This is a genomic window from Blastococcus sp. CCUG 61487 (assembly GCF_005222955.1).
Classification (GTDB): Bacteria; Actinomycetota; Actinomycetes; order Mycobacteriales; family Geodermatophilaceae; genus Blastococcus.
In genome coordinates, this window is sequence record NZ_LWUA01000201.1 from 1 (window position 1) to 26,201 (window position 26,201).

Here is a 26,201-nt window from a genome sequence, read left to right on the forward strand (position 1 = left end):
CCCACGGGGCACGGCCCCCGCGGGCTGCGCGTAGGGGTTCTGCCCGGCCGGGGGCGGCGGCGGCGGGGGCACGGCACCCGGGGGCTGCTGGCCGGCCTGGCCGTAGCCGGGCGGCTGCTGCCCGTGCGGGGGCTGACCGCCGGCGGGCGGCTGGGGAGGCTGGCTGGACGTCATCGCAGAGCTCCTCGGCAGAAGATCATGTGGCCGCATGGTGGCCTCCCGCCAGGTGCGGCGCAACAACCTCGACCTGCCTGTCGCCCGGTCGTGATCTCCGGCCTCATCCGGACGCGACACCGCCCGGCGCCCCCTGAGGGGCACCGGGCGGTGTGCGGTCGGCCCCTTCCAGGGGCCCACGGTCATCAGCCCGCGATGATCTCCCGCATGAGCCGGGCGGTCTCCGACGGCGTCTTGCCCACCCGCACGCCGGCGGCCTCGAGGGCCTCCTTCTTCGCCTGCGCGGTGCCGGCCGAGCCGGAGACGATGGCGCCCGCGTGGCCCATCGTCTTGCCCTCGGGAGCGGTGAAGCCGGCGACGTAGCCCACGACCGGCTTGGTGACGTTGGCCTTGACGAAGTCGGCGGCGCGCTCCTCGGCGTCGCCACCGATCTCACCGATCATGACGATGGCCTCGGTCTCCGGGTCCTCCTGGAACGCCGCGAGGCAGTCGATGTGCGTGGTGCCGATGACCGGGTCACCGCCGATGCCCACCGCGGTGGAGAAACCGAGGTCGCGCAGCTCGTACATCATCTGGTAGGTCAGCGTGCCCGACTTCGACACCAGGCCGATCTTGCCCTGCTTGGTGATGTTGGCCGGGATGATGCCGGCGTTGCTGCGCCCGGGGCTGATCAGGCCGGGGCAGTTCGGGCCGATGATGCGCGTCGAGCCGCCCTGGGCGTGGGCCCAGACCTGGGTCGAGTCGTGCACCGGGATGCCCTCGGTGATGATCACCGCGAGCCCGATCTGGGCGTCGACGGCCTCGATCGCGGCGGCCTTGGCGAACGGCGGCGGCACGAAGATGACGCTGACGTCCGCGCCGGTCTCCTTCATGGCCTCGGCGACGGTGCCGAACACCGGGACGCTGGCGCCGTCGAAGTCGACGGAGGTGCCGGCCTTGCGCGGGTTCACGCCGCCGACGATCGCGGTGCCCGAGGCGAGCATGCGCGACGTGTGCTTCATGCCCTCGGAGCCGGTCATGCCCTGGACGATGACCTTGCTGTTCTCGTTGAGGAAGATCGACATCTCTACAGGTCCTGTTCGCTAGGGCTTCAGGCGGCGGCGAGCTCGGCGGCCCGGCGCGCGGCGCCGTCCATCGTGTCGACCACGGTCACCAGGGGGTGGTTGGCCTCGGCGAGGATCCGCCGGCCCTCCTCGACGTTGTTGCCGTCGAGGCGGACGACCAGGGGCTTGGTGGCCTCGTCGCCGAGGATGCTCAGCGCGGAGACGATGCCGTTGGCGACGGCGTCGCAGGCGGTGATGCCACCGAAGACGTTGACGAAGACGCTCTTCACGGCCGGGTCGGAGAGGATGATCTCCAGGCCGTTGGCCATCACCTCGGCGGAGGCGCCGCCACCGATGTCGAGGAAGTTGGCCGGCTTCACGCCGCCGAACTCCTCGCCCGCGTACGCGACGACGTCCAGGGTGCTCATGACCAGGCCGGCGCCGTTGCCGATGATCCCGACCTCACCCTCGAGCTTGACGTAGTTGAGGTCCTTCTCCTTGGCGCGGGCCTCGAGCGGGTCGGCCGCGGCCTTGTCCTCGAGCGCGGCGTGCTCGGGGTGCCGGAAGCCGGCGTTCTCGTCGAGGGTCACCTTGGCGTCGAGGGCCAGCACGGTGCCGTCGGGCGCCTTCGCCAGCGGGTTGACCTCGACGAGGGTGGCGTCCTCCTTGCTGAAGACGTCCCACAGCTGCACGGCGATGGCGATGACCTGGTCGCGCACCTCGGGGGCGAACCCGGCGGCGTCCACGATCTCGGCGGCCTTCGCGGTGTCGACGCCCACGGTGGCGTCGACGGGGATGCGGGCCAGCGCCTCCGGGCGCTCGACGGCCAGCTGCTCGATCTCCATGCCGCCCTCGACGCTGGCCATCGCCAGGAAGGTGCGGTTGGAGCGGTCGAGCAGGTAGGAGAAGTAGTACTCCTCGGCGATGTCGCTGGCCTGGGCCACCATCACGCGGTGGGTGATGTGCCCCTTGATGTCCAGCCCGAGAATGTCCTGGGCACGCGCCTTGGCGTCCTCGGCGTTGTCGGCGAGCTTGACGCCGCCGGCCTTGCCTCGGCCACCGGTCTTCACCTGCGCCTTGACGACGACGGTCTGCCCGATCTCGCGGGCGATCGCCTCCGCCTGCTCGGGCGTCTCGGCGACGCCGCCGGGGAGCACGGGGACGCCGTGCGAGGCCAACAGGTCACGGGCCTGGTACTCGAAGAGATCCACGAAGAGGCACCGTAGCCCGCCCGTAACCCATCTGCCCCCTCGGGCGTTGGAGGAAGTGGGCAGTCGTGGGGCGCATCACAGCGCCCGTCACCCCATCGCGGCAGATCCGGTGCTCCGGGAGGCCGCGGACGACGCCCGACCACCGTGCCGACCCGTCGAGGAGACCTGCCCGTGCGCCGAGCCATGACCGTCCTGGTCACCGCCCTGATGACCACCGGAGGCATGGTCGCGCTGGCGCCACCGGCCTCGGCCACGGACACGACCCCCACCCCCGCCCCGGAGATCGTCCCGCGCGACCTGACGATCACCGTCACCGGTCTGGGCCCCGAGGACCGGACCTGCCAGATCGACGCCGACCTCTACGTGCCCGACGGCGTCACGGCCCGCAAGCCCGGTCCCGCGCTGCTGGCGACGAACGGCTTCGGCGGCACCAAGGCCGACCAGGCGGACTTCGCGCAGGGCTTCGGCGAGCACGGCTACGTGATGCTGTCCTACACCGGCCTCGGCTTCGTGGACGGCGACCTCTGCCCCATCACCCTCGACGACCGCGAGCACGACGGCGAGGCGGCCAGCCAGCTCATCCGGTTCCTGGGTGGGGACCCGTCGATCGTCGCGGTGGACGACGCGACGGGTGAGCGGGTCCAGGTCGACCAGGTCATCCGGCAGGACCGACGGACGAAGGTGGCACACGACCCCGCCGTCGGGATGGTCGGCGGCTCGTACGGCGGCCAGATCCAGTTCGCCGCCGCCGCGGTCGAGCACGCGGCCGGCACCGACCGGCTGGACGCCATCGTCCCGATGATCACCTGGAACGACCTCTCCTACTCGCTCAACCCGGACAACAGCGGGTTCCCGGGCGGCTCGTCGCTCAACGGCTCGGTCAGCTCCCCCGACACCGGCGTCTTCAAGTACCAGTGGTCGCTGCTGTTCACCGCGCTCGGACTGGTCAGCGGCCTGCAGGACCTGCCGGCGCTCGGCAACCCCGAGCAGGTGCGCAACCTGGCGACGGCCAACTGCCTGAACTTCGACGCCCCGGTCTGCACCGCGCTCGCCGAGGTCGCCGGGACCGGTTACGCCAGCGCCGGGTCGGTGGACTTCCTGCGCTCGAACTCCGTGGCCTCCTACGTCTCCGACGTCCGGACGCCGACGCTGATCGCGCAGGGCCAGGCCGACACGCTGTTCAACCTGCAGGAGTCGGTGGCCACGTACTCGGCGCTGAAGCAGCAGGGCACCCCGGTGTCGCTGGTCTGGCACTCGTGGGGGCACAGCGGTCTGGACCCGCTGCCCGGCGAGCTGGACCGGCGCAACCCGGAGAACTCCTACCAGGGCCGTCAGGTGCTGGCCTGGTTCGACCACTACGTGCGCGGCCGCGGCCCGGCCCCCGAGCCGGTCTTCGACTACTACCGCGACTGGGTGATGGAGGAGACCGGCGACATCGAGCAGGCGTACGCCTCGGCGCCGTCCTACCCGGTGGGGACCGAGCGGACGCTGCACCTGTCCGGCGGCGGTCTCCTCGGCGGCTCGCTGGTCGAGGACCCGGCGCGGGTGGTGCCCGGCCTGAACAGCTTCAGCAGCGTGGCGCCCATCGGGCCGAACTACACCGAGACGGCGTTCCTCGATCAGGCCGGACCGGTCACCGACCCGCCCGGGACGGCGATCCGCTTCTCGACGCCGCCGCTGGGCGAGCCGCTGGACGTGGTCGGCTCACCTCGGCTGACAGTTCAGCTCGACGCCCCGACCGTCGTCCCGACCCAGGGCATCGGCCCCGGCGGCCGGCTGACAGTCTTCGCGAAGGTCTACGACGTCGGCCCGGACGGCGCCGTCGAGCTGCCGCACCGGCTGATCTCCCCGGCCCGCATCACCGACGTCACGAAGCCGGTGACGATCGAGCTCCCCGCGATCGTGCACCGGTTCGAGGCCGGGCACCGGCTGGCCGTCGTACTCGCCGGTGGTGACCTGGCCTACCGGGGCGCCACGCTGCCCCAGCCGGTGAGCCTGACGACCGGGCAGGGCCGCACGCAGCAGCTGACCGTGCCCGTCGCCTACTGAGTCAGCCGCGACCGCACCCACGCGACGATCTCGGTGGGTGCGGAGCCGGGCTCGAACACCTGCCCCATGCCCAGGCGCTCGAGCTCGGCAGCGGCGTCCCCGGGAACGGGGCCGGCGGCGAACAGGGCGACGTCGTCGATGCCCTGCTCGCGCAGCAGCGTCACGAGGCGGGTGACCGCCGCGACGTGCGCCTCGTCGGCGACCGCGACGCCCAGCGCGTCGGCGTCCTCCTGGACCAGCGTGGCGGCGAACTGCTCCGGCGACTGGCCGAGCCCGGTGTAGACGACCTCCATGCCGGCGTCGCGCAGCGCCCTGGCCACGACCTCGGCGCTCGGCTCGGGCCCACCCGGGCCCGGGCCGGCCACGATCACCCGGATGCGCTCCTCCACCCGGTGCAGCCTAGGAGGACCTGCGGAGGCGCCAGGCGAGGACGGTGACGAGGCAGAAGCCGAGCCCGGCGACGAGCAGCCCGACGCCGGGCAGCGTCCAGTGCAGCTGCTCGGAGCCGGCCGCGTCCCGGAGACCGGAGAGCGCGGCGGAGAGCACGGTGACGGCGATCGCCAGCAGGCCGCCCACGGCCGCCAGCCGTGGCCGCAGCGACGGCGCGACCACCGAGCAGAGGACCAGCGCCCCGGCGAGCAGCAGCCCGCCGAGGAGCGCGAGGCCGGGGCGTTCGAGCAGCGCCTGCGGGCCCTCGCGGTTCACGACGACCTCGAGTCCGGTGATCGGGTCGGCAACGAGATCGGCCGAGACGTCGGCCGGCGGCAGGATGAGGCACAGGACCGTGCCCACGCCGAGCAGACCCGACGCCGCGGCCAGCCCCCCGCGCACCGCGTCGAGCGCCCCGCAGTCCTCCATGACGGTGCGACCCCAGGACGCGATCGCGACGCCGCCGGCGATCACCGTCAGCGCGAGCGCGACGACGCCCAGCACCCAGCCGGCCCCGATCCGGATGCTGGTGGTCAGCACCATCTCGCCGGCCAGCACCTCCACGCCCGGCCTGGAGACCGAACTGCGGCCGCGGTAGAGCTCGATGAGCAGCTGCCCGACCCCGAGCGCACCGACGACGGCGGCGTAGGCGAGACCGAACTTGGGGATCAGCCCCCGGGCCAGGGAGACGCCCACGGCCCCGGACACGAGCGGGACCAGCAGGGCGACGAGCGCACCGCCGAGGCTGTCGGCCTGCGCCAGCGGCCTGCCCCCCACCTCGAGGTACGTGGGGAAGGCCGCGACGACGCCGGTGAGCGCGGCCAGCACCAGCAGGAGACCGGCGACCCGGGCGCCGGTGGGCACGGCGCCCACCACGAGCCCCTCTCCCGCGGTGACGGCGGCCGGCGTCCGGTTCCGCGCACCGGCGTCGTCCCGGCCGTCGCGCCGGACGGTGGACCGCCGCGCCTGGGCGGCCGGGCCCCGCCCCTCCCCGGGAGGACCGGTGCGGATGTCCCGCGCAGCCACGCTTCCCCTCCTGTTCGGTCACGAACCGGCCTCGATCCGCCGCCCCGGCGGTTCGCTCGTGTGACGCCCGACACACGTGGGCATTACCGTCGAGTGAACGGACACAGAACAGTCCGACGCCACCGGCACGGCGACCCGGCACCGCCGGCGGAACACGGGGAGAGCTAGCCATGCGACCGACGAGCAACCTGGGCTCCGAACCAGCGTCGCACACCTCGGGGGCACCGGAGGTCGCGCCACGAGGAGCGCTCCGGACGCTCTGCAGCCCCGCCACGCTCGCCGGTGGGCTGACCGAACTCGCCTGGGTCGGCGCCCACGTCCTGCTCTACCCCCTCGGCACCCGCACGGAGCCGGTGCAGCCCGACCTGCGTCACCGGCCCGGCGTGCAACCGCCCGCCGTCCGCGCGCTGTTCGCCGCCGACCCGCTGGCCGCACGCACCCCCGTGCTGCTCGTCCACGGACTCGTGGACAACCGCTCGATCTTCTCCGTCATGCGCCGCAACCTGCGCCGGCGGGGGTTCGCCTCCGTGTGCTCGTGGAACTACAGCCCGCTGCTGCGCGACGTCGCCCAGGCCGCGCGGGACCTCGAGGCGCACATCGAGCGGATCTGCCTCCAGACCGGCCACGACCGCGTCCACGTCGTCGGGCACAGCCTCGGCGGCCTGATCGCGCGCTACTACGTCCAGCGCAACGGCGGCGACCGGCGCGTCGACCACCTGGTGACCCTCGGCTCGCCGCACGGCGGGTCGCTGCTGGCCCACGCGCTGCCCACGCCACTCGTCCGCCAGCTCCGGCCCGGCTCCCCCGTCCTGGAGGAGCTCGCCGAGCCCGTCGACAGGTGCGACACGCAGATCACCGCCATCTACAGCGACCTCGACCAGCTGGTCCTGCCGACGTCGGCCGGCCGCTGCGACCACCCGGACCTGGCGGCGCGCAACGTGCTGTTCCGGGGCGTGGGGCACATGTCGCTGCCGATCCACCGGGGAGTGCTCGACGAGGTCGCGGTCACGCTCGCGGGGGCCGCCTCCCCCGCCACCGGGCACCTCCGCGCCGTCGCCTGAGCACCGACCCTCCTCTCCCCTGGGGAGGGCCCACGACACGTCGCGCGCGGTGCTTGGTGGGGTCCTCACGCGGCGTTACGGTTCGGTCACGGCGCCGGTGCCCACCGGCGGGTAGCCGCCCCGGCAGCCGCCCTCAGCCGTCCCCGCTCCTCGTCGGACCGCTCCGGACCGCGTGGCAGCACTCGCCCGGAAGGTGCGCCGTGTTCCCCACCAGTGCGCCACCGCTCCTCGAGCGGTCGGCGACCGGGACGGACGCCACCGGTCGGATCGCCGGTCCTGTCGGCCGGCTGCCGATCCCCGTGCCGCGGCGCGCCGCCGACGCCGTCGTGGTGCCTGTCCAGGCGCCTGCCGAAGCGGACGAACCGGCCCGCGGCGCGCTTCCCGGAAGGCGGTCGGGACGCCGGCTGCCGCTCCCTCCCGGACGTCGCGCGCCGCTGTGGTTCGCCGCCCTGGTGGCCGGGGCGCTGGTCGCCGGTGTGCCCACGATCGTCGGTGGCGATCCCGCGCCGGTGGAGGTCACGGCGTCGGAACTGGGACTCGGCGCCACCGTCGAGCAGAACTTCAGCGGAAGCCCCGCCGAGGCGGGAGTGCGCCGGGGCATCACGGAGGCGGAGGCCCAGGCCCGCCTCGGCGAGCTCGCCGCGTCGCGTGCGGCTCGGGCACCCAAGACCGTGATCCCGGTGACGAACTACCGCCTGACCACCTGCTTCTGCATGCGCTGGGGTCAGATGCACAACGGCTGGGACCTGGCCGCGCCGCTCGGAACCCCGATCTACGCGGCTGCCGACGGTGTGGTGCTCAGCGCCGGGCGGGAATCGGGCTACGGCAACGCCGTCTCCATCCAGGACGCCGACGGCAACGTCCACGTCTACGGCCACATGCGGTACTACGACGTGAAGGCCGGCGACATCGTGAACGCCGGTGACCAGATCGCGAAGGTCGGCAACGAGGGCTTCTCGACCGGGCCGCACCTGCACTGGCAGATCCACCGCGGCGGCACCAGCGGTCGCCCCCTCGACCCCAAGATCTGGCTCGCCGACCGCGGCGTCCAGGTCTAGCAGCGGCAGCCGCTACAGCTTGACCAGCGGGGCGTAGCGCAGGACGAGACGCTTCGTGCCGCCGGAGCCGAAGTCGACGGTCGCCTGCGCCTTGTCGCCCACGCCGTTCACCTCGACCACGGTGCCCAGCCCGAACGCGTCGTGGCTGACGCGGTCGCCGACGTCGACGGAGATGACCGCGCGGTTGCCCGCACCGCCGCGCAGCCCACCCGTGGACAGCCCCGTGGCCGCCACCCGCGACTGCGCCGAGCCGTAGCCCGTGGACGGCGCGGGTGCGGGGTCGGTGCGCTGCCAGTGGACGGTCTCGGCCGGGATCTCGTCGAGGAACCGGGACGGCGGGTTGTAGGCCGGCTGCCCCCAGCTCGTGCGGACCTGGGCACGGGAGATGAACAGCCGCTGCTGGGCGCGGGTGATGCCGACGTAGGCCAGCCGGCGCTCCTCCTCCAGCTCGCGCGGGTCGCCGAGCGCCCGCAGGTGCGGGAAGACGCCGTCCTCCATGCCGGTGAGGAAGACCACCGGGAACTCCAGGCCCTTCGCGGTGTGCAGGGTCATCATCGTGACGACGCCGGCGTCGTCACCGGTGACCGGGATCTGGTCGGCGTCGGCGACCAGCGACACCTGCTCCAGGAAGTCGGTGACGGTCCCCTCCGGCTGCGCGGCCTCGAACTCCGCGGCCACCGAGATGAGCTCGTTGAGGTTGTCGACCCGGCCCTCGTCCTGCGGGTCGGTGCTCGCCTGCAGCTCGGCGAGGTAGCCGGTGCGGTCCAGGATGCTCTCCAGCAGCGCGGCCGGGCCCGAGCCGGTCTCGACGAGCTGCTCGAACTCCTCCAGCAGCGCGACGAACTCCTGGATCGCCTTGAGCGAGCGGGTGGCCAGCTCCCCGATCTCGGCGCAGCGGCGCAGCGCGGAGGCGAACGCGATCCGCTCGCGGTCGGCGAAGTTCTCGATGCAGGCCTCGGCCCGGTCCCCGATGCCGCGCTTGGGGGTGTTGATGACCCGGCGGAGGCTCACGACGTCGGCCGGGTTCGCGACCACCTTCAGGTAGGCCAGCGCGTCGCGGACCTCCTTGCGCTCGTAGAAGCGCACCCCGCCGACGACCTTGTAGGGCATGCCGACCCGGATGAAGACCTCTTCGAAGACACGCGAGGCATTGTTGGTCCGGTAGAAGACCGCGATGTCCTTCGGCTGAGCCTTGCCCTCGTCGACCAGGGCGTCGATCTGCTCGGCGACCCAGGCGGCCTCGTCGTGCTCGTTGTCGGCGACGTAGCCCTCGATGAGCTCGCCGTCGCCGGAGTCGGTCCACAGGTTCTTCGGCCGCCGGCCGGTGTTCTTCGCGATCACGGTGTTCGCGGCCTTGAGGATCCGCTGGGTGGAGCGGTAGTTCTGCTCGAGCAGGATCGTGGTGGCCTGCGGATAGTCGCGCTCGAACTCGTCGATGTTGCGGATCGTGGCGCCGCGGAAGGCGTAGATGGACTGGTCGGCGTCGCCGACGACGCAGAGCTCCGCCATCGGCACCGGGCCCTCGCCCGTCCCGACCAGCTCGCGCACCAGCATGTACTGCGCGTGGTTGGTGTCCTGGTACTCGTCCACCAGCACGTGCCGGAAGCGACGGCGGTAGTGCTCGGCGACGTCGGGGAACGCCTGCAGCAGGTGGACGGTGTTCATGATCAGGTCGTCGAAGTCCATGGCGTGGGCCTGGCGCAGCCGCTGCTGGTAGAGCGTGTACGCCTCGGCCAGCACCTTCTCCGGCGCCGTCTGCGGGACGTAGCTCTCCTCGTCGACCAGCTCGTTCTTCAGGTTCGACACCTGCGCGGCCAGGCTGCGGCCGGGATAGCGCTTGACGTCGAGGTCGAGGTCGCGGGCCACCATCGTCATGAGCCGCACCGAGTCGCCCTGGTCGTAGATCGTGAACGACGACTTCAGGTTCAGCTTCGCGGCCTCGGCCCGCAGGATCCGCACGCACATCGAGTGGAACGTCGACACCCACATGGCGCGGGCCCGCGGGCCCACCAACGCGGCGACGCGCTCCTTCATCTCACCGGCGGCCTTGTTGGTGAAGGTGATCGCCAGGATCTGGCCGGGCTGGACGTCGCGGGCGCCGAGCAGGTAGGCGATGCGGTGCGCCAGCACCCGGGTCTTGCCGGAGCCCGCGCCGGCGACGATGAGCAGCGGCCCGCCCTCGTGGACGACGGCCTGGCGCTGCGGACCGTTCAGCCCGGCCAGCATCCGGTCGAGCTCACGCCCCACCTGGCCCTTCGCGGTGCGCTGGAGGGTCTCTGTCCCCGGGAGGGGCTGGGCACCGGAGAGGGCTTCCTGGACGCTGCTCATGACGCCCTCACTGTAAGCCGGACGGGTGACGCTCCCCCGCCGCCGTCCACGCCCGCCCCAGCCGTCCCATCGAGCCTTCGCGCCACCGTGTGGCAGAATCGACGACGTGCTCGCCACCGTTCGATTTTTCTACGGCCACCGGGATCCGGTGTCCGTCACCGCTGGCTGAGCACACGCCGCAACAGACGCCCCGGGCCCGAGGAGCCCGGGGCGTTTCTCGTTCCCGGGGTCCGACGGCCCCCGCCCCGGAGGACCACCCATGAACACGCTCACCCCACCTGCCGCCGTCACCGGTTCCGAGGTCGACCGGATCGCCGAGCTGCGCCGGGAGATCGACGCCTGCGACGCCGCGATCATCGAGCTGGTGCAGCGCCGGCTGGCCGTCTCGCAGGAGATCGGCGCCATCCGCAAGGCCTCCGGCGGGACCCGGCTGAGCCTGGCCCGCGAGCAGCAGGTGCTCGGCCGGTTCCAGGAAGCGCTCGGTCCGGACGGCGCCGCGCTGGGGATGCTGCTGCTGCGCCAGGGCCGCGGCCGCCTGTGAACGACTAGAGCCAGGCGCGCCAGACCAGGGAGTCGTCGTCGCTCAGCGCCGCCGCCTCCAGGACGTCGCCGGGACACCGCTCGCGCAGCTCGTCCCCCAGCACCTGCGCCTGCTGGAGCGCGGCCTCGAGATCCGGCGCGTCCCACTCGGTCGAGGCGCGCAGCGCGGCGCGGTCCGGCTCGCGCCAGACCCGCAGCGCCTCGTCACCGGGACGCAGCCCCGCCGCGACGGTCTCGACGGTGTCGTCGTCCACCGCCGTGGTGGCCCGCAGCACGGCGTAGATCGTGAAGGTCGGCACGGCCCGAGTCTGCCGGGTCGTCGCGCGATGTCACACCGGCGGGAGCTGCGTCGTCTCCATGGTCAGGACACCGATGGAGAGGAACCCGACCATGGCCCGCATCCCGCTCGACCCGCCCCGCTCGCTGTTCGTCCGGCTGACGGAGTGGTACTCGCGCCGCACCTACGGCGCCGTGCTCGACCCCGGGGCGGCGATCGCCCACAACCCCCGGGTCCTGCGCACCTACATCCGCTACGAGCAGGCCCTCGCGAAGTGGAACCGGCTGGACCCGACGCTCAAGGCGCTGGCGGAGATGGCGTCGGCCGTCTCCATCGGCTGCTCCTGGTGCGTCGACTTCGGCTACTGGGTGAACGCGAACGACGGCGTCGACCCGGCCAAGCTGCGCGACGTGCCCTGGTGGCGGGACAGCGACGTCTACACCGACCTGGAGCGGCAGGTCATGGCCTACTCGGAGGCGGTGACGGCGACCCCGCCGGCCGTGACCGACGAGATGGTCGCCGAGCTGCGCCGGCACCTGGACGACGCACAGCTGGTCGAGCTCACGATGATGGTCTCCGTGGAGAACTCCCGGTCGCGGTTCAACAGCGCGCTCGGCCTCACCAGCCAGGGCTTCCGCGACCGCTGCGAGGTCCCGGCGCGATGACCGACGTCCTCGGCGTCTTCGACCGGCACCGGCCGCTGCTGTTCTCCGTGGCCTACCAGATGCTGGGCAGCGTCGCCGACGCCGAGGACGCCGTGCAGGACGCCTGGCTGCGCTGGTCGGCCGCCGACCGGGACGACGTCGCCGACCCGCGCGCCTACCTGGTGCGGGTGACCACCCGGCTGGCGCTGGACCGGCTGGACTCGGCGCGGGCACGGCGGGAGAGCTACGTCGGGCCGTGGCTGCCCGAACCGCTCTTGACCCAGCCGGTCACCGCCGGGCCCGAGCCGGCGGATCCGACCACGGCCGCCGAGCTCGGCGAGCAGGTGTCGTTGGCGCTGCTGGTCGTGCTGGAGACCCTCTCCCCCGCCGAGCGGGCGGTCTTCGTGCTCCGCGAGGTGTTCGGGCTGCCGGTGGCCGAGGTCGCGACGGCGCTGGGCCGCAGCGAGGCCGCCGTCCGGCAGATGGCGCACCGGGCGCGGGAGCACGTGCAGGCCCGCCGGCCGCGGTTCGACGCCGACCGGCGGGAGCAGCGGGAGATCACCGAGCGGTTCCTGGCCGCGTGCGCGGGTGGGGACATGGCGGCCCTGCTCAGCGCGCTGGCCCCGGACGCGGTGCTGATCAGCGACGGCGGCGGCAAGGTGTCGGCGGCGCTGCGGCCGATCCTCGGCGCCGACAAGGTCGCCCGCTTCACCCTGGGCATCGCGACGCAGGGCTTCGCGCTCCCCGGCCTGCGGGTCGAGGTGGTGGACGTCAACGGGGCGGCCGCCGTCGTCGCCTGGGTCGACGGCGAACCGCTCATGTCGATGTCGCTGGTCGTCGCGGACGGCCGGGTCGAGCAGGTGCTCGTCGTCCGCAACCCGGACAAGCTGGCCGGCCTCTCCGTAGGCTCGGCCGGGTGACCTCACCGCTCCCTTCGCGTCCGGCCGAGCACGTCGAGCGCGTGCTCTGCGTCTTCGCCCACCCCGACGACGTCGACTTCGGCTCCGCCGGCACGGTGGCCACCTGGACGGCGGCCGGCACCGAGGTCGTCTACTGCCTGGTCACCGACGGCGACGCCGGCGGCTTCGACGAGACGCCCCGCCACGAGATGGGGCCGCTGCGGCAGGCCGAGCAGCGGGCCGCGGCCAAGGAGGTCGGCGTCGAGGACGTCCGCTTCCTCGGCCACCCCGACGGCCGGCTCGAGCTGACCCTCGACCTGCGCCGCGACATCAGCCGGGTGATCCGCCAGGTGCGCCCGCAACGGGTGCTGACCAGCTCGCCGGAGCGCTTCTGGGACCGCATCGGCGCCAGCCATCCCGACCACATGACCGTGGGCGAGTCGACGCTGCGGGCGGTCTACCCCGACGCCCGCAACCCGTTCGCCTTCCCCGAGCTGCTCGCCGACGAGGGCCTGGAGGCCTGGACGGTGTCGGAGGTCTGGCTGGGTGCGAGCCCGCGGGCCGACCACGTCGTCGACGTCACCGACGTCGTCGACCGGAAGTTCGCCGCGCTCGGGTCCCACGTCAGCCAGGTCGGCCACTGGCCCGAGGGGCAGATGCAGGAGTTCGTGGGCGGCTGGATGCGCCAGACGGCGGCGCGGTTCGGGCTGCCCGAGGGCCGCATGGCCGAGGCCTTCCACGTCGTCCACACCGCCTGACCGATCAGTTCCGGCCCGCCCGGCGGTCGACCGGGGAGAGGACCGGGAGGCAGCATGGAGCAGGGAGCACGCATCGAGGCAGCGGTCTCGACGGCGGTGGATGCCGGGCAGGTGCCCGGCGCGGCGTGGTGGGTCGGCCGGCACGGCGACGTGCTGTCCCGTGGCGCCGCGGGCGTCCACGCACCCGGTAGCGGCGACGTCGTCACGCCGGCGACCGTCTTCCGGCTCTCGTCCACGACCAAGCCGGTGGTCGCGGCGGCCGCGATGGCGCTCGTCGACGACGGCCTCGTCGGACTCGACGACCCGGTTGACGCACTGCTTCCCGAGCTCGCCGACCGGCAGGTCCTGGTGGACGCCACCGACGCGACTGCGGGCACCGTGCCGGCCGCCCGGCCGATCAGCGTGCGCGACGTCCTGACCTTCCGGCTCGGACTCGGCATCGACTTCACCGCGCCGTGGCCCTCACCGACGATCGAGGCGCTGGCCGCCACCGGGCTGCCCGCCGGACCACCGCAGCCGCAGGCCGCGCCGGAGCCGGACGAGTGGTTGCGCCTGGTGTCCACCGTCCCGCTGGCCCACGAGCCCGGCACCCGCTGGCTGTACCACCTCGGCGCGAGCGTGCTGGGCGTGCTCGTCGCCCGGGCCGCCGGCCGGCCGCTGCCCGACGTCCTCGCCGACCGGATCCTCGACCCGCTCGGCATGACGAGCACCGGGTTCGGGGTCCCACCGGCCGCCCGCGATCGGCTCGGCCCGCACTGGACCCCGCCGGGGCCGGACGGCGCGCGCGACCTCTACGACCCCGCGGACGGCCAGTGGGCGTTGCCGCCGGCCTTCCCGGACGGCGGCGACGGGCTCGTCTCGACCGTCGACGACCTGGCCGCCTTCGCCCTGATGCTCGCCGCCGGCGGCCGGGCCGCGGACGGTCGACGGGTGATGAGCGAGGCGGCGGTGCGCGCCATGACCACCGACCAGGTCGGTCCGGTGGACGACGAGGGCGGCGGCTGGGGGCTGGGCATCGGCGTGCGGCGCACCGACGAACCCGGCGGCCGGCACGCCGGTTCGTACGGCTGGGACGGCGGCCTGGGCAGCTCGTGGTGGACCGATCCGGTCACGGGCGTGACGGCGATCCTGCTGACCAACCAGATGTGGGCCAGCCCGCAGCCCCCGCCGCTGTTCGAGAGCTTCCGGGCCGCGGCGTTCGGCTGGCCGGCCTGAGGACGTTCCCGCGGGAACGTCCTCGCGTCACAGCAGGCGGTTGGTGGCCGCCCACCTCGTGAGCTCGTTGCGGTTGGACAACTGCAGCTTGCGCAGCACGTTCGAGGCGTGGGATTCGACGGTCTTCACCGAGATGAACAGCCGCGACCCGATCTCCCGGTAGGTGTAGCCGCGCGCCAGCAGCTGCATCACCTCGCGCTCCCGGGCGCTCAGCAGGTCCAGCCCGGGGTCGGTCGCCTCCTCGGCCGGCTCCGGTGCCACGGCCCCACCGGCCGAGAAGGCGTCCAGCACGAAGCCGGCCAGCCGCGGGCTGAAGACGACGTCCCCGTCGGCCACCCGCCGGACGGCGTCGAGCAGGTCGGGGCCGGAGATGGTCTTGGTGACGTAGCCGCGGGCGCCGGCGCGGATGACCGCGATGACGTCCTCGGCGGCGTCGGAGACCGACAGCGCCAGCCACTTCACGTCCGGCAGCTCGGCGCGCAGCGCCTCGAGCACCGCCCGGCCCCCGCCGCCGGGCAGGTGCACGTCGAGCAGGACGACGTCGGGTCGGGTGGCGCGGATGCCGCTGATCGCGCTGTCGGCGTCGGGCGCCTCCCCCACGAACTCGACGTCCCCGCCGAGCTCGGCGCGCACACCGGCCCGCACCATCGCGTGGTCGTCGACGATGAACACCCGCGTCATGCTCGGCTCCCTGGTTCGCTCCTGGGCAGTTCGAGCTCCACCTCGGTCCCTTCCCCAGGGGCGGAGCGGATGTCGGCCGTCCCGCCCAGTCGTGTGATGCGGCCCTCGACGGAGTCACGCAGCCCCCGCCGGTCGCTGGGCACGGCGTCGGGGTCGAAGCCCGCGCCGCGGTCGCGCACGAAGACCGAGACGCGCTGCGGCGACACCTCGGTGTAGAGGTCCGCGGCGGTGACCCCGGAGTGCTTGGCCACGTTGACCAGCGCCTCCCGGGTGGCCGCGCCCAACGCCGCCAGGCGCTCGTCCACCGGGGCGTCGCCCACCACGACCGGGTCGACGACCAGGGCGTGGTCGCTCTCCACCTCGGCCACCATGGCGGCGACCAGCCCCGCCCAGGTGCCCCCCTCGCGCACCGCCTGCGGGTCGTACAGCCACGCACGCAGCTCCCGCTCCTGGCTGCGGGCCAGTCGGCTGACCGCCTGCTGGTCGCCGGCGTGCCGCTGGATGAGCGCCAGGGTCTGCAGCACCGAGTCGTGCAGGTGCGCGGCCACGGCGGCTCGCTCCTCGGAACGTACGCGCGCGGCGCGTTCCTCGTCGCGGGAGTCCAGCAGCCGGCGCCACAGCGGCGCGGTGGCCAGGACGACGCCGGTGAGCACGACCAGGGTGGCCGCGAACCCGTTGCGGGCGTTGGCGAGCTGGCCCGTCGTCGCGAGGAGGAAGACCAGCCCGAAGCCCGCGAGGACGACGCCGCCGGCCAGGTTCCAGCGGGTGCCGGCGACGGCGAGGGTGCGGTCGACGTCGAGCTGGCGCCAGATGACCGCCAGCCCGGCACCGACGAGCACCAGGGGCAGGACGACGTCGGAGCTGGTCCACCGGGTCAGCTGCCCGAGCAGGCCGGCGGCCACGAGCCCCAGGACGACGGCGACGATCCACTGCCGGGCGCCCGACGGCCGCCACCCGGGGGTGGGTGGCGCGTCCTCCCCCGGCGCGGCGACCGGCATGGTCAGCCAGAGCAGGCCGTAGGCGACGATGCCGATGCCGGTCGTCGCCAGGATCGCGAACGCCACCCGGACCACCAGCGGGTCCTGCCGTAGGTGCGCGGCCGTGCCCGCGGCGACGCCGGCGATGACGCGCCCGGAGCGCGGGCGCGCCAGCGGCGGCCGCGGCGGGGCCCCGGACACGGTGGTGGTCACGCTGACGATCGTCGCACCGCCCGATCCCGGCCCGGTACCGGTGATCACCCCGGGAGAGGAACCAGGGTTCGCTGGGGGCGTTCCCTGATGGTTTCCGGCGCGGCCCGGCGGCAGAGTCGGTGCCATGACATCGGCAACTCCTCCACCTCCGGCGCCGCCGCTCGAGCCGCCGGCCTGGCAGCCTCCCCCGCCCCCGCCGGGGCCGCCGGAGCGTCCGCAGCTGCGCCGCAGCCGTTCCGACAAGGTGATCGGCGGCGTCGGCGGGGGCCTCGCCGAGTACAGCGGCATCGATGCGCTGCTGTGGCGGGTCGGGTTCGTGGCGCTCGCGCTCGCCGGTGGCACCGGCGTCCTGGTCTACCTGTTGCTCTGGCTGCTCATGCCGGCCTCGACGACCGACGAGCCGGGATCGCGACGGCCGCGCCCGCCCGCCGGCCCGCGGTCACCAGTCCCCGGCGTGACGATCGCCGGTCTGTTCATCGTCGTCGGGACGCTGGCCCTGGCCGTCCGGTTCAGCGACTGGGACGTCGACGCGACCGGCTTCCTCGGCGGCGCCCTGATCGTGGTGGGGCTCGGCCTGGTCGCCGCGGCCTTCACCCGGGGGCGCAGCGGCCGCGCCGGCCTGATCGCCCTCGGTGCGGTCCTGTCGGTCGCGCTGGTCACCGCGGAGACCGTTCCCTGGGACGACATCGACGGCGGCATCGGCGACCGCAGCTACGCCCCCGCCAGCGCGGCGGAGGTCCGGCCCAGCTACGAGGGCGGCGTCGGCAACATGACCGTCGACCTCTCCGGCGTCGACGTCAGCGACCTCGACGCACCGATCCGGACGCGCGTCGACCACGGCATGGGCGACGTCGAGATCGTGCTCCCCCGGGACGCCGACGTCCGGGTGTCGGTCGACTCGGGCATCGGGGACGTCCGCCTCTTCGGCCGCAAGGGGCTCACCGAGGGCACGTTCGACGGGACCGGCACCGGCTCGTGGGTCGGCGACGGCGAGCCCGAGATCATCCTGGACGTCGACGCCGGCGTCGGAACCGTGGAGGTGACCCGTGACTGAGCAGTGGCAGACCGTGACCCCGGCGGAGATCGAGGACGCCGAGCAGCCCCGCCGGCGACCGGACCTCGGCGCCCTGATCCCCGGCCTGCTGTTCATCGCCCTGGCCGTCGTGGTGCTGTCCCCCGCCGACCTGCCGGCGGAGCTGTTCGACGGCGTGCTGGTGTGGGTCGCCGTCGTGGTCGGCGGCGTCGCGCTGCTGGTCAGCGAGCTGCGCCGCGCCCGCCGCCGACGCTGACCCGCCTTTCCGCGGAAAGGCAGCCTGCTTCTCCGCGGAAAAGCAGGCTGCTTTTCCGCGGAAAAGCAGAAGGAGGGGCCCGGGAGCTTCGCTCCCGGGCCCTTGCTCGTGCGGAGGGAACCTCGCGGGTCGTGGGGCCGTCGAGAGGGTGTGCGCCTCCTCCTCCTGCTCCTCGCCGCAGTGCTGGCGCTGCCCGCCTGCGGCTCGGATGCGAGCGCCGGCGCCATGGACGTCGAGGGCGAGTGGCAGCTGCACAGCGGCACGGTGGACGGCGAGACGCTGCCGCAGCCGGATGGCACGACGGCGACGCTGGCGCTGACCGGCGACGAGGCGCGCGGCAGGTCCTTCTGCAACCACTGGTTCGCCACGGCACGCGTCGAGGGGACGTCGGTGTCGTTCGACGGGATCGGCGGCACCGAGATGGGCTGCGATCCGGACGTGATGAGCGCCGAGACCGCCTTCCTGGCCGCGCTCGGCGTCGTCACCACGGTCGCGCGCGACGGCGAGGACCTGGTGCTCACCGGCAACGGCGTCGAGCTGCGGTTCACCAGGGTGGAACCGATACCCGACAGGCGGCTGACCGGCACGCGGTGGGTGCTGGAGTCACTGTTCGACGGCGAGACGGCCAGTTCCACCGTGGGCGAGCCCGCCGTGCTGCACCTCGCCGAGGACGGCACCTTCGAGGGCTCCACCGGCTGCCGCGCCCTCTCCGGGACCTGGACGACCAGCGGCGACACCGTCATGTTTCCTGATCTGCGGGCCGACGGGGACTGCGCGACGGACGCCGTTCGCCAGGACAGCCACGTGGTCGAGGTGCTCGGCGATGGGTTCCGGGTGCACGTCCAGGCAGGTCGATTGACCGCTGCCAACCCCAACGGACTGGGTCTGGTCTATCGGGCGGAGACCTGAGCGGGTACCAGATCGAAGCCTTCGACGGCGGCTGCTGCCCGGAGGTGGCCGTCGAAGGCCGCGAGAACTCGGAGCTCCGGCAGGTGAGCGCGCGCAGTGAGTGCGGAGGCCAGCTGCATGGCGTCGTAGGCGCGGAGGCCGTGCACTGCGCACAGCTGCGCCGCCTCGTCCAGGATGGCCGCGGTCGCGGTGATGGCGGCGAATCGGGGTGGCTGTTCCTCGGTGCCGAACCAGTCGGCCTCGAAGGCGGTCGCGAGCACCCGCGCAGCCGTGGCATCCAGCTCGCCCATGCGGTGCTTGCGCCAGATGGCCGAGGGCACTTCCACTCGTGCGAGCTGAGCAACGACCAGCAGAGACAGGTCACGAACCTGCGCGTGACCGGGCTCGTCGGCGTAGAGCTTGACCAGCGCGCTGGAGTCGGCGAACACCGTCACGATCGGTCGGACGCCACGATGTCGCTCAGTTGGGTTCCCCGGCCGGCGGCGGCGCGAGCATGCGTGACGCGATCCACGTCCGGGAGAGCTCGAGGCGGACCGGCCGGCGCGAGCAGACCCGCCCGGGCCAGGCGCTCCCGGATGCGCTCGCTCGGGTTCTCGGCCAGGTCAGGATCGGTTGCCGCGCCGAGCACGGCCACCATGAACTCGTTCATGCTCTGCCCTGACTCGCGCGCGACCGCACGCACCCGCTCGACGAGCTCCTCGGTCGTCCGGATGGTCAGCTGCGCCATGCATGCATGCTAGCAGGCACGCCTACACGGACGCTACTCCCACTCGATGGTGCCGGGGGGCTTGCTGGTGACGTCGAGGGTCACCCGGTTGACCTCGGGGACCTCGTTGGTGATCCGCGTGGAGATCCGCGCCAGGACGTCGTAGGGCAGCCGCGTCCAGTCGGCGGTCATGGCGTCCTCGCTGGACACCGGTCGCAGCACGATCGGATGGCCGTACGTCCGGCCGTCCCCCTGCACGCCGACCGACCGCACGTCGGCCAGCAGCACGACGGGGCACTGCCAGATCTCGCGGTCCAGCTTCGCCGCCGTGAGCTCGGCGCGGACGATCGCGTCGGCCTTGCGCAGGACGTCCAGCCGCTCCTGGGTCACCTCGCCGACGATGCGGATGCCCAGACCCGGGCCGGGGAAGGGCTGGCGCCACACCATCGCCTCGGGCAGCCCGAGCTGGATGCCGACCTCGCGGACCTCGTCCTTGAACAGCGTGCGCAGCGGCTCGACCAGGGTGAACTGCAGGTCCTCCGGCAGGCCGCCGACGTTGTGGTGGCTCTTGATGTTCGCCGTCCCGCTGCCGCCGCCGGACTCGACGACGTCGGGGTAGAGCGTGCCCTGCACGAGGAAGTCGACCTTCTCGCCGTGCTCCTTCGCGTCGCCGACGACGTCGAGAGCGGCCTGCTCGAAGACCCGGATGAACTCGCGGCCGATGATCTTCCGCTTCTCCTCGGGGTCGGAGACCCCGGCCAGCGCGGACAGGAACTGCTCACGGGCGTCGACCACGCGCAGGTCGACGCCGGTGGCGGCGACGAAGTCGCGCTCGATCTGCTCGGTCTCGCCCTCGCGCATGAGCCCTTGGTCGACGTAGACGCAGGTGAGCCGGTCACCGATCGCGCGCTGCACCAGCGCCGCGGCGACGGCGGAGTCGACCCCGCCGGACAGCGCGCACAGCGCCCGGCCCTGGCCGACCTGCGCGCGGATCCGCTCGACCTGCTCCTCGACGACGTTGGCCATCGTCCAGGTCGGCTCCAGGCCGGCGATGTCGAAGAGGAAGTGCTCGAGCACCGTCTGCCCGTGCGCGGTGTGCCGCACCTCGGGGTGGAACTGGACGCCGGCCAGTCGCCGGTCGACGTCCTCGAACGCGGCGACGGGAGCGCCGGTGGAGGTGGCGGTGACGGTGAAGCCGGGGGGCGCCTCGCTGACGGCGTCCCCGTGGCTCATCCACACGTTCTGCTCGACCGGCAGGTCGCCGAAGAGCCGGCCCTCGGTCGTGACGGTCAGCGGGGTGCCGCCGTACTCCCGGTCGCCGGTGCGGGCCACCGTGCCGCCGAGTGCGGCGGCCATCGCCTGGAAGCCGTAGCAGATGCCGAAGGCCGGGACCCCGGACTCGAACAGGGTCGGGTCGACCTGCGGGGCCTCGGGGGCGTAGACGCTGGAGGGGCCGCCGGACAGCACGATCGCCGCCGGTTTGCGGGCCACGATCTCCTCGGCAGGCACCTGCGAGGAGACGATCTCCGAGTAGACGCCGGCCTCGCGGATGCGGCGGGCGATGAGCTGGGCGTACTGGGCGCCGAAGTCGACGACGAGGACGGTCGGGAAGTCCATCAGTCCCCAGCGCCCCGGGAGTCCGCTCCGCCGATCACGAGGTCCACCCGCTGGAACTCCTTGAGGTCGCTGTACCCGGTCTTCGCCATCGTCCGGGCCAGGGCGCCGAAGAGGTTGGTGCGCCCGTCGGCGGTCTCCGCGGCACCGTTCAGCACGTCGGCCAGCGAACCGGCCGGCTCGACCGGGGCCGAGGTGGCGCCGCGGGGCAGCCGCGGGTGCGCGGCCACCGAGTCCCACCACACGCCGCGACCGGGCGCCTCGGCGGCCACGCGCAGCGGCTCCCCGAGCTGGACGGCGTCGGCACCGCAGGCCAGCGCCCGCGCGATGGCGCCGCTGGTCTCGATCCGGCCGTTGGCGATGACGTGCACGTACCGGCCACCGGTCTCGTCGAGGTAGTCCCGGCGGGCGGCCGCGGCGTCGGCGATCGCGCTGGCCAGCGGCACGCGGATGCCCATGACGGCGTCGGTCGTGGAGTAGCTGTCGGCGCCCACGCCGACGATCACGCCGGCGGCGCCGGTGCGCATGAGGTGCAGCGCGGTCGTGTAGTTGGCCGCGCCACCGACGATCACCGGGACGTCGAGGTCGGCGATGAACTCCTTGAGGTTGAGCGCGTCGCCCTGGCTGGTCACGTGCTCGGCGGAGACGATCGTGCCCTGGATGACCAGCAGGTCCACCCCGGCGGAGAGGGCCGCGGGCGCGAGCTGCTCGGTGTGCTGCGGCGAGACCCGGATCGCCGTGGTCACCCCGGCGTCGCTCATCTCCTTGATCCGCGCGGCGATCAGATCGGTCTTCACCGGCTCGGCGTAGACCTGCTGCAGCAGGGACACCGGTGGGGCGCCCGCGGTGGCCGCGGCGGCGATCTGCCGGTAGACCGGCGCCGGGTCGTCGTACCGGGTCCACAGCCCCTCGCCGTTGAGCACGCCGAGGCCGCCGGCCTGGCCGACGGCGATCGCGGTGGCCGGGCTGACGACGGCGTCCGACGGGCTGGTGATCAGCGGGATGTCGAACCTGAACGCGTCGATCTGCCAGGCGGTCGAGACGTCGTCGACGTCCCGGGTGCGGCGCGACGGGACGATGGAGACCTCGTCGAGGTCGAAGCCGCGGCGGGCGAAGCGGTTGAGCCCGATCTCGACTGTCTCGCGTGCGCTCATCTCAGCGCCCCCGGTAGTTCGGTGCCTCGACGGTCATCTGGATGTCGTGGGGGTGGCTCTCGACCAGCCCCGCGGAGGTGATGCGGGTCAGCTGGCCGCGCTCCTTGAGGTCGGCGATGGTCGCCGCGCCCGCGTAGCCCATGGACGCCTGGAGGCCGCCGACGAGCTGGTGGGCGACGCCGGCCAGCGCGCCGCGGTAGGGCACCTGGCCCTCGATGCCCTCGGGGACGAGCTTGTCGTCGGAGAGCACGTCGTCGGCGAAGTAGCGGTCGCGGCTGAACGACTGGCTGCCGCGCTTCTGCATGGCGCCGAGCGACCCCATGCCGCGGTAGGTCTTGTACTGCTTGCCGTTCATGAAGACCAGCTCGCCCGGGGCCTCCTCGACACCGGCGAACAGCCCGCCGATCATCACGCTGTCCGCGCCGGCGACCAGCGCCTTGGCGATGTCGCCGGAGTACTGCAGCCCGCCGTCGGCGATCACCGGGACGCCCGCGGGACCGGCGGCCAGCCATGCCTCGTAGATGGCGCTGATCTGCGGGACGCCGACCCCGGCGACCACGCGGGTGGTGCAGATCGAGCCCGGCCCGACGCCCACCTTGACGGCGTCGGCACCGGCGTCGATGAGCGCCTGGGCGCCCGCGCGGGTGGCGATGTTGCCGCCGATGACCTCGACGCCGTCCGCACCGCCGAAGTCCTTCTGCACGCGGGCGACCATCTCCAGCACCGCGCGCTGGTGGCCGTGCGCGGTGTCGACGACGAGGACGTCGACACCGGCGTCGACGAGCAGGCCGGCGCGCTTGTAGGCGTCCTCGCCCACGCCGAGTGCGGCGCCCACGACCAGCCGGCCGTTCGCGTCCTTGGTCGACAGCGGCCACTGGTCCCGCTTGACGAAGTCCTTGACGGTGATCAGCCCGCGCAGTCGGCCGGCGTCGTCGACCAGCGGCAGCTTCTCGACCTTGTGCTTGGAGAGCAGCTGCAGCGCGGTGTCGGGGTCCACGCCGACCGGGGCGGTGACCAGCGGCATCGGCGTCATGACGTCGCGCACGAGGCGGTTCATGTCGGTCTCGAAGCGCATGTCGCGGTTGGTGACGATGCCGAGCAGCACGCCGTCGGCGTCCACCACCGGCGCACCGGAGATGCGGTAGCGGGCCGAGAGGGCGTCCACCTCGGCGAGGGTGTTGTCCGGGGAGCAGGTGACCGGGTTGGTGACCATGCCGGCCTCGGAGCGCTTCACCAGGTCCGCCTGGCTCGCCTGGTCCTCGGCGGCGAGGTTCCGGTGCAGCACTCCCATGCCGCCGACGCGGGCCATGGCGATCGCCATCCGCGCCTCGGTCACGGTGTCCATCGCACTGGACAGCAGCGGGACGGCGAGGCGGATGCGCCGGGTCACCTGCGTGCTGGTGTCGACCTCGGCGGGCACGATGTCCGAGGCGCCGGGCACCAGCAGGACGTCGTCGTAGGTCAGGCCGAGCGGCGCGAACTTCGCCGGCAGCTCGGGGACGAAATCGGGCTGCATGTGGGACGCCACCCCTCCAGGATCGATTGCGGACTCACGTCCCAACACCTCGACGGGCGCCGGAAGTCCCTCCCGATCGTAGGCGGCCACGCGCGGCCCCCGGTGCCCCGGCCGCCGGGCCGTTACCGTGGACCGCGTGTCTGCGTTCGACGACGGCTCCGGTCCCGACTTCGGGGCCACCGACCCGGCCTTCGGCCCGAGCGACGAGAGGCCTCCGCCGCTGACGATGGAGGAGCGCGCCGGGGTGCTGGACGACCTCGCCGAGCTCGAGGTGTTCCGCACGCTGCTCGAGCCCAGCGGCATCAAGGGGATCGCCGTCGACTGCCCGGACTGCGACGAGGAGCACCACGTCGACTGGGCCCTGATGCAGGCCAACCTGCGCCAGCTGCTCGAGGAGGGGCAGACCGGCCGGCACGAGCCGCCGTTCGAGCCGGACCCGGACGACTACGTCAGCTGGGACTACGCCAGCGGCTACGCCGACGGGGTGGCCGCGGCCGCCGAGGGTGACGAGCCGACCGGCCGGCACGGGGCGGGCCGGCACGCCCGCGAGGACTGAGTTCCCCGGGTCGACCAGCGGCGTCTCGTGACGAACCGGTGACGAACCGACGTCATCAGTGGCTTCGCGGCAGCATCGGGTAGGGCAGCTCCGACGAGGAGAGGAGGTACCCCAGTGCTCCAGTTCATCGCCGTGCTGCTGGTCCTCTGGCTGGCGCTGTCGATCATCGGCGCCGTGGTCGAGGGGCTCCTGTGGCTGCTGGTTGTGGGTGTCGTGCTGTTCGTGGCGACCGCCGCGTACGGCTGGGTCAAGCGGAACACCCGGGTCTGACCCGCCGGTCCGGTCGAGAACGCGCCGAGGGCCCTCTCCCGTTCGGGGAGAGGGCCCTCGGCGTGCGGGGGGCTCGGTCAGGTCATGATGCCGCGGCGGAAACCCGTCGCGACGGCCTCGGCGCGGTCCTTCGCCCCGAGCTTGCGGAACAGCCGGCGGGCGTGCGTCTTGATGGTGTCCTCGGAGAGGTAGAGCTCGCGGCCGATCTGGGCGTTGCTCTTGCCCTGGCTCATCCCGGTGAGCACCTGCATCTCGCGCATGGACAGCGCCGCCGGAGCGGGGGCGTCCCGGACCGTCGAGCGCACGGTGGTCGGCGTCGAGCCGGCCAGCGGGGCGGCGCTCCACGAGGAGGCCCCGGCCATCTGGGCGCCCATCTGCTGCGGCACGCGTGCACCCTCCGGACGCAAGCCGGCGCGGGAGAGGCCGAGGCCCATCTCGATCGGGCTGGCGTCCCAGCGGAGGTAGCCGCGGGCCCCGAAGGCGACGGCGGCCCGGACGCTCTCGGCGTCGTCGGGTGCTCCGAGCACCAGCACGGGCAGCCCCGGGTGGGCGCGCAGCGCCTGCGTCGCGGCGGTGAGGCCGGTGTCGACGGCGCGCTGGGTGCCGACGATGAGGACGTCGGGCTTGCGGGTGTCCAGCCGCGACATCAGCGACGCGGGGTCGCCCACCACCTCGACCCGGCCGACGAACGGCAGGGCGACCAGGCGCGACGCGACGTCGTCCCGGACCCGCCGGCGCTCGTCGTACACCCAGACGGTCGCCCCGGGGCTACCGGTTCCGCGCATCCTGTCGTCGATCACGCCTGCTCCTCGCTCTGCCCCGACGGGTCAGTGCCGGGTCCGGACCGACCGGGGCGGACCCGGCCGGCTGCCGCTCGGGCGGGGACTCCCCGGACGGGGAGCCCCGCGCCTCCGCGCTGGTCGCACCGGGTTCCGGGTTCTCCCCCTCCCGGAACCGATGTGACGCGAAATCACTGTGATCGACGCGCGGGGCGGGCAACAGCGGCCCTCACCCCCGGGGGTGAGGGCCGCCGAGCAGGCCGTTGCCGAAAAGTTGCGATCATCGGGTGTTTGACCATGCGGGGGCTCGGGCACGGGGCCCATGCAGCCGGACAGCCCCCTCCGGCTCGACCGAGTCCTGGAGGAGACATGGCCGATATCCGCAGACTCCCGACGCCCGTCGCTGAGGTCTGGGACTGGCAGCTCCACGGTTCCTGCCGTGGCGAGAACACGTCCCTCTTCTTCCACCCCGACGGCGAGCGCGGACCCGCCCGGGCCCGGCGCCAGGCCGCGGCCAAGGCAGTCTGCGGGCGATGCCCGGTCATCGACGCGTGCCTCAAGCACGCGCTCTCGGTGCGCGAGCCCTACGGGGTCTGGGGCGGGATGAGCGAGGAGGAGCGCGCCCGGCTGATCGCCGCGGAGCCGGCGGCCGTCGCCGCCGGGGTGTAGCGCCACCCCCACGAACGCCGACGAGGGCGGGTCCGGATGTCTCCGGACCCGCCCTCGTCGTCTCTGCGCGGTGCGCGTCCTCCCTCACCGCGCGGCGTCCTCCCTCACCGCGCACGGTCAGGGAGGACGCTGCGGGATCAGGACGCTCCTATGACG

28 protein-coding genes are annotated in these 26,201 nt (G+C 73.3%); 14 read left to right on the forward strand and 14 right to left on the reverse strand.

What is annotated here, in order from left to right; all coding sequences use genetic code 11:
• Nucleotides 1-359: 359 nt before the first annotated feature.
• Nucleotides 360-1,238: a succinate--CoA ligase subunit alpha gene (sucD, locus tag A6V29_RS10245; RefSeq protein WP_137160194.1), complete on the reverse strand. Its 879-nt coding sequence runs from the start codon at nt 1,236-1,238 to the stop codon at nt 360-362.
• Nucleotides 1,239-1,264: 26 nt separating this feature from the next.
• Entirely contained in the window at nt 1,265-2,428 is a 1,164-nt protein-coding gene (gene sucC / locus A6V29_RS10250; RefSeq protein WP_137160195.1) for an ADP-forming succinate--CoA ligase subunit beta, read from the reverse strand.
• Between the two features lie 171 nt (nt 2,429-2,599).
• Between sucC and A6V29_RS10255 the strand changes: the two genes are divergently transcribed.
• The gene (locus tag A6V29_RS10255; RefSeq protein WP_137160196.1) at nt 2,600-4,477 is read left to right on the forward strand and encodes a CocE/NonD family hydrolase; all 1,878 of its coding nucleotides are present in this window, start codon (nt 2,600-2,602) and stop codon (nt 4,475-4,477) included.
• Here A6V29_RS10255 and A6V29_RS10260 read toward each other — a convergent pair.
• A complete protein-coding gene (locus A6V29_RS10260; protein WP_137160197.1) occupies nt 4,471-4,866 on the reverse strand; it encodes a cobalamin B12-binding domain-containing protein in 396 nt (131 codons plus the stop codon). The genes A6V29_RS10255 and A6V29_RS10260 overlap by 7 nt on opposite strands.
• A 10-nt stretch (nt 4,867-4,876) precedes the next feature.
• Nucleotides 4,877-5,932 carry a hypothetical protein gene (locus tag A6V29_RS10265; protein ID WP_249933154.1) on the reverse strand — a complete coding sequence of 352 codons (1,056 nt, stop codon included), beginning with the start codon at nt 5,930-5,932 and terminating at the stop codon, nt 4,877-4,879.
• A gap of 170 nt (nt 5,933-6,102) precedes the next feature.
• On the opposite strand from A6V29_RS10265, the gene A6V29_RS10270 reads away from it, so the two are divergent.
• Together A6V29_RS10270 and A6V29_RS10275 are read left to right on the forward strand one after the other, a co-directional pair.
• Nucleotides 6,103-6,993 (forward strand): alpha/beta fold hydrolase, encoded by an 891-nt coding sequence (locus A6V29_RS10270; RefSeq protein ID WP_137160198.1) that lies wholly within the window; start codon nt 6,103-6,105, stop codon nt 6,991-6,993.
• A gap of 200 nt (nt 6,994-7,193) precedes the next feature.
• The gene (locus A6V29_RS10275) at nt 7,194-8,051 is read left to right on the forward strand and encodes a M23 family metallopeptidase (RefSeq protein ID WP_137160199.1); all 858 of its coding nucleotides are present in this window, start codon (nt 7,194-7,196) and stop codon (nt 8,049-8,051) included.
• A gap of 12 nt (nt 8,052-8,063) precedes the next feature.
• Here the strand turns inward: A6V29_RS10275 and pcrA are convergent, their stop codons facing one another.
• The gene (gene pcrA / locus A6V29_RS10280; RefSeq protein WP_137160200.1) at nt 8,064-10,379 is read right to left on the reverse strand and encodes a DNA helicase PcrA; all 2,316 of its coding nucleotides are present in this window, start codon (nt 10,377-10,379) and stop codon (nt 8,064-8,066) included.
• Between the two features lie 259 nt (nt 10,380-10,638).
• Here pcrA and A6V29_RS10285 point away from each other — a divergent pair, with 259 nt between their 5' ends.
• Nucleotides 10,639-10,920 carry a chorismate mutase gene (locus tag A6V29_RS10285; protein WP_137160201.1) on the forward strand — a complete coding sequence of 94 codons (282 nt, stop codon included), beginning with the start codon at nt 10,639-10,641 and terminating at the stop codon, nt 10,918-10,920.
• Between the two features lie 4 nt (nt 10,921-10,924).
• Here A6V29_RS10285 and A6V29_RS10290 read toward each other — a convergent pair whose 3' ends face one another.
• The gene (locus tag A6V29_RS10290; protein ID WP_137160202.1) at nt 10,925-11,218 is read right to left on the reverse strand and encodes a hypothetical protein; all 294 of its coding nucleotides are present in this window, start codon (nt 11,216-11,218) and stop codon (nt 10,925-10,927) included.
• Nucleotides 11,219-11,291: 73 nt separating this feature from the next.
• Here A6V29_RS10290 and A6V29_RS10295 point away from each other — a divergent pair, with 73 nt between their 5' ends.
• The 4 genes from A6V29_RS10295 to A6V29_RS10310 are packed head-to-tail and all read left to right on the forward strand — an operon-like array spanning nt 11,292 to nt 14,712.
• Entirely contained in the window at nt 11,292-11,861 is a 570-nt protein-coding gene (locus A6V29_RS10295) for a carboxymuconolactone decarboxylase family protein (RefSeq protein ID WP_212719227.1), read from the forward strand.
• Nucleotides 11,858-12,760 carry an RNA polymerase sigma-70 factor gene (locus A6V29_RS10300; RefSeq protein WP_137160203.1) on the forward strand — a complete coding sequence of 301 codons (903 nt, stop codon included), beginning with the start codon at nt 11,858-11,860 and terminating at the stop codon, nt 12,758-12,760. The genes A6V29_RS10295 and A6V29_RS10300 overlap by 4 nt, the downstream gene beginning before the upstream one ends.
• Nucleotides 12,757-13,497, forward strand: a complete 741-nt coding sequence (locus A6V29_RS10305) for a PIG-L deacetylase family protein (RefSeq protein WP_137160204.1) — start codon at nt 12,757-12,759, stop codon at nt 13,495-13,497. Before A6V29_RS10300 ends, A6V29_RS10305 begins: the two co-directional genes overlap by 4 nt.
• Before the next feature lie 54 nt (nt 13,498-13,551).
• Nucleotides 13,552-14,712: a serine hydrolase domain-containing protein gene (locus tag A6V29_RS10310; RefSeq protein WP_137160205.1), complete on the forward strand. Its 1,161-nt coding sequence runs from the start codon at nt 13,552-13,554 to the stop codon at nt 14,710-14,712.
• Between the two features lie 27 nt (nt 14,713-14,739).
• On the opposite strand, the gene A6V29_RS10315 is transcribed toward A6V29_RS10310, so the two are convergent.
• Together A6V29_RS10315 and A6V29_RS10320 are read right to left on the reverse strand one after the other, a co-directional pair.
• Nucleotides 14,740-15,393, reverse strand: coding sequence for a response regulator (locus A6V29_RS10315; protein ID WP_137160206.1), 654 nt, complete (start codon nt 15,391-15,393; stop codon nt 14,740-14,742).
• Nucleotides 15,390-16,583, reverse strand: coding sequence for an ATP-binding protein (locus A6V29_RS10320; protein WP_249933155.1), 1,194 nt, complete (start codon nt 16,581-16,583; stop codon nt 15,390-15,392). The genes A6V29_RS10315 and A6V29_RS10320 overlap by 4 nt, the downstream gene beginning before the upstream one ends.
• A 124-nt stretch (nt 16,584-16,707) precedes the next feature.
• Here A6V29_RS10320 and A6V29_RS10325 point away from each other — a divergent pair, with 124 nt between their 5' ends.
• The 3 genes from A6V29_RS10325 (at nt 16,708) to A6V29_RS10335 (ending at nt 18,781) form a co-directional block, all read left to right on the forward strand.
• The gene (locus A6V29_RS10325; protein ID WP_137160208.1) at nt 16,708-17,637 is read left to right on the forward strand and encodes a PspC domain-containing protein; all 930 of its coding nucleotides are present in this window, start codon (nt 16,708-16,710) and stop codon (nt 17,635-17,637) included.
• The gene (locus A6V29_RS10330) at nt 17,630-17,872 is read left to right on the forward strand and encodes a hypothetical protein (protein WP_137160209.1); all 243 of its coding nucleotides are present in this window, start codon (nt 17,630-17,632) and stop codon (nt 17,870-17,872) included. The genes A6V29_RS10325 and A6V29_RS10330 overlap by 8 nt, the downstream gene beginning before the upstream one ends.
• Before the next feature lie 150 nt (nt 17,873-18,022).
• The gene (locus tag A6V29_RS10335) at nt 18,023-18,781 is read left to right on the forward strand and encodes an META domain-containing protein (RefSeq protein ID WP_137160210.1); all 759 of its coding nucleotides are present in this window, start codon (nt 18,023-18,025) and stop codon (nt 18,779-18,781) included.
• Here A6V29_RS10335 and A6V29_RS10340 read toward each other — a convergent pair.
• From A6V29_RS10340 to guaB, 5 genes are read right to left on the reverse strand one after another with little or no spacing between them, the layout of a single operon-like run.
• The gene (locus A6V29_RS10340) at nt 18,763-19,215 is read right to left on the reverse strand and encodes a type II toxin-antitoxin system VapC family toxin (RefSeq protein WP_137160211.1); all 453 of its coding nucleotides are present in this window, start codon (nt 19,213-19,215) and stop codon (nt 18,763-18,765) included. The two genes, A6V29_RS10335 and A6V29_RS10340, sit on opposite strands and share 19 nt — an antisense overlap.
• Nucleotides 19,212-19,508: a transcriptional regulator gene (locus tag A6V29_RS10345; RefSeq protein WP_137160212.1), complete on the reverse strand. Its 297-nt coding sequence runs from the start codon at nt 19,506-19,508 to the stop codon at nt 19,212-19,214. Before A6V29_RS10345 ends, A6V29_RS10340 begins: the two co-directional genes overlap by 4 nt.
• Before the next feature lie 33 nt (nt 19,509-19,541).
• Nucleotides 19,542-21,104 carry a glutamine-hydrolyzing GMP synthase gene (gene guaA / locus A6V29_RS10350; RefSeq protein ID WP_137160213.1) on the reverse strand — a complete coding sequence of 521 codons (1,563 nt, stop codon included), beginning with the start codon at nt 21,102-21,104 and terminating at the stop codon, nt 19,542-19,544.
• A complete protein-coding gene (locus A6V29_RS10355) occupies nt 21,104-22,255 on the reverse strand; it encodes a GuaB3 family IMP dehydrogenase-related protein (RefSeq protein WP_137160214.1) in 1,152 nt (383 codons plus the stop codon). Before A6V29_RS10355 ends, guaA begins: the two co-directional genes overlap by 1 nt.
• 1 nt (nt 22,256) lies before the next feature.
• Nucleotides 22,257-23,771, reverse strand: a complete 1,515-nt coding sequence (gene guaB / locus A6V29_RS10360) for an IMP dehydrogenase (RefSeq protein WP_137160215.1) — start codon at nt 23,769-23,771, stop codon at nt 22,257-22,259.
• Between the two features lie 136 nt (nt 23,772-23,907).
• Between guaB and A6V29_RS10365 the strand changes: the two genes are divergently transcribed.
• Nucleotides 23,908-24,327: a DUF5319 family protein gene (locus tag A6V29_RS10365; RefSeq protein ID WP_137160216.1), complete on the forward strand. Its 420-nt coding sequence runs from the start codon at nt 23,908-23,910 to the stop codon at nt 24,325-24,327.
• 114 nt (nt 24,328-24,441) lie between these two features.
• Nucleotides 24,442-24,597, forward strand: coding sequence for a hypothetical protein (locus A6V29_RS20890; protein ID WP_170977817.1), 156 nt, complete (start codon nt 24,442-24,444; stop codon nt 24,595-24,597).
• 77 nt (nt 24,598-24,674) lie between these two features.
• Here A6V29_RS20890 and A6V29_RS10370 read toward each other — a convergent pair whose 3' ends face one another.
• On the reverse strand, nt 24,675-25,397 hold the full coding sequence (locus A6V29_RS10370; RefSeq protein WP_137160217.1) for a response regulator transcription factor: 723 nt from the start codon (nt 25,395-25,397) through the stop codon (nt 24,675-24,677).
• A gap of 348 nt (nt 25,398-25,745) precedes the next feature.
• Between A6V29_RS10370 and A6V29_RS10375 the strand changes: the two genes are divergently transcribed.
• Nucleotides 25,746-26,045 (forward strand): WhiB family transcriptional regulator, encoded by a 300-nt coding sequence (locus tag A6V29_RS10375; protein WP_091981649.1) that lies wholly within the window; start codon nt 25,746-25,748, stop codon nt 26,043-26,045.
• Nucleotides 26,046-26,201: the final 156 nt, after the last annotated feature.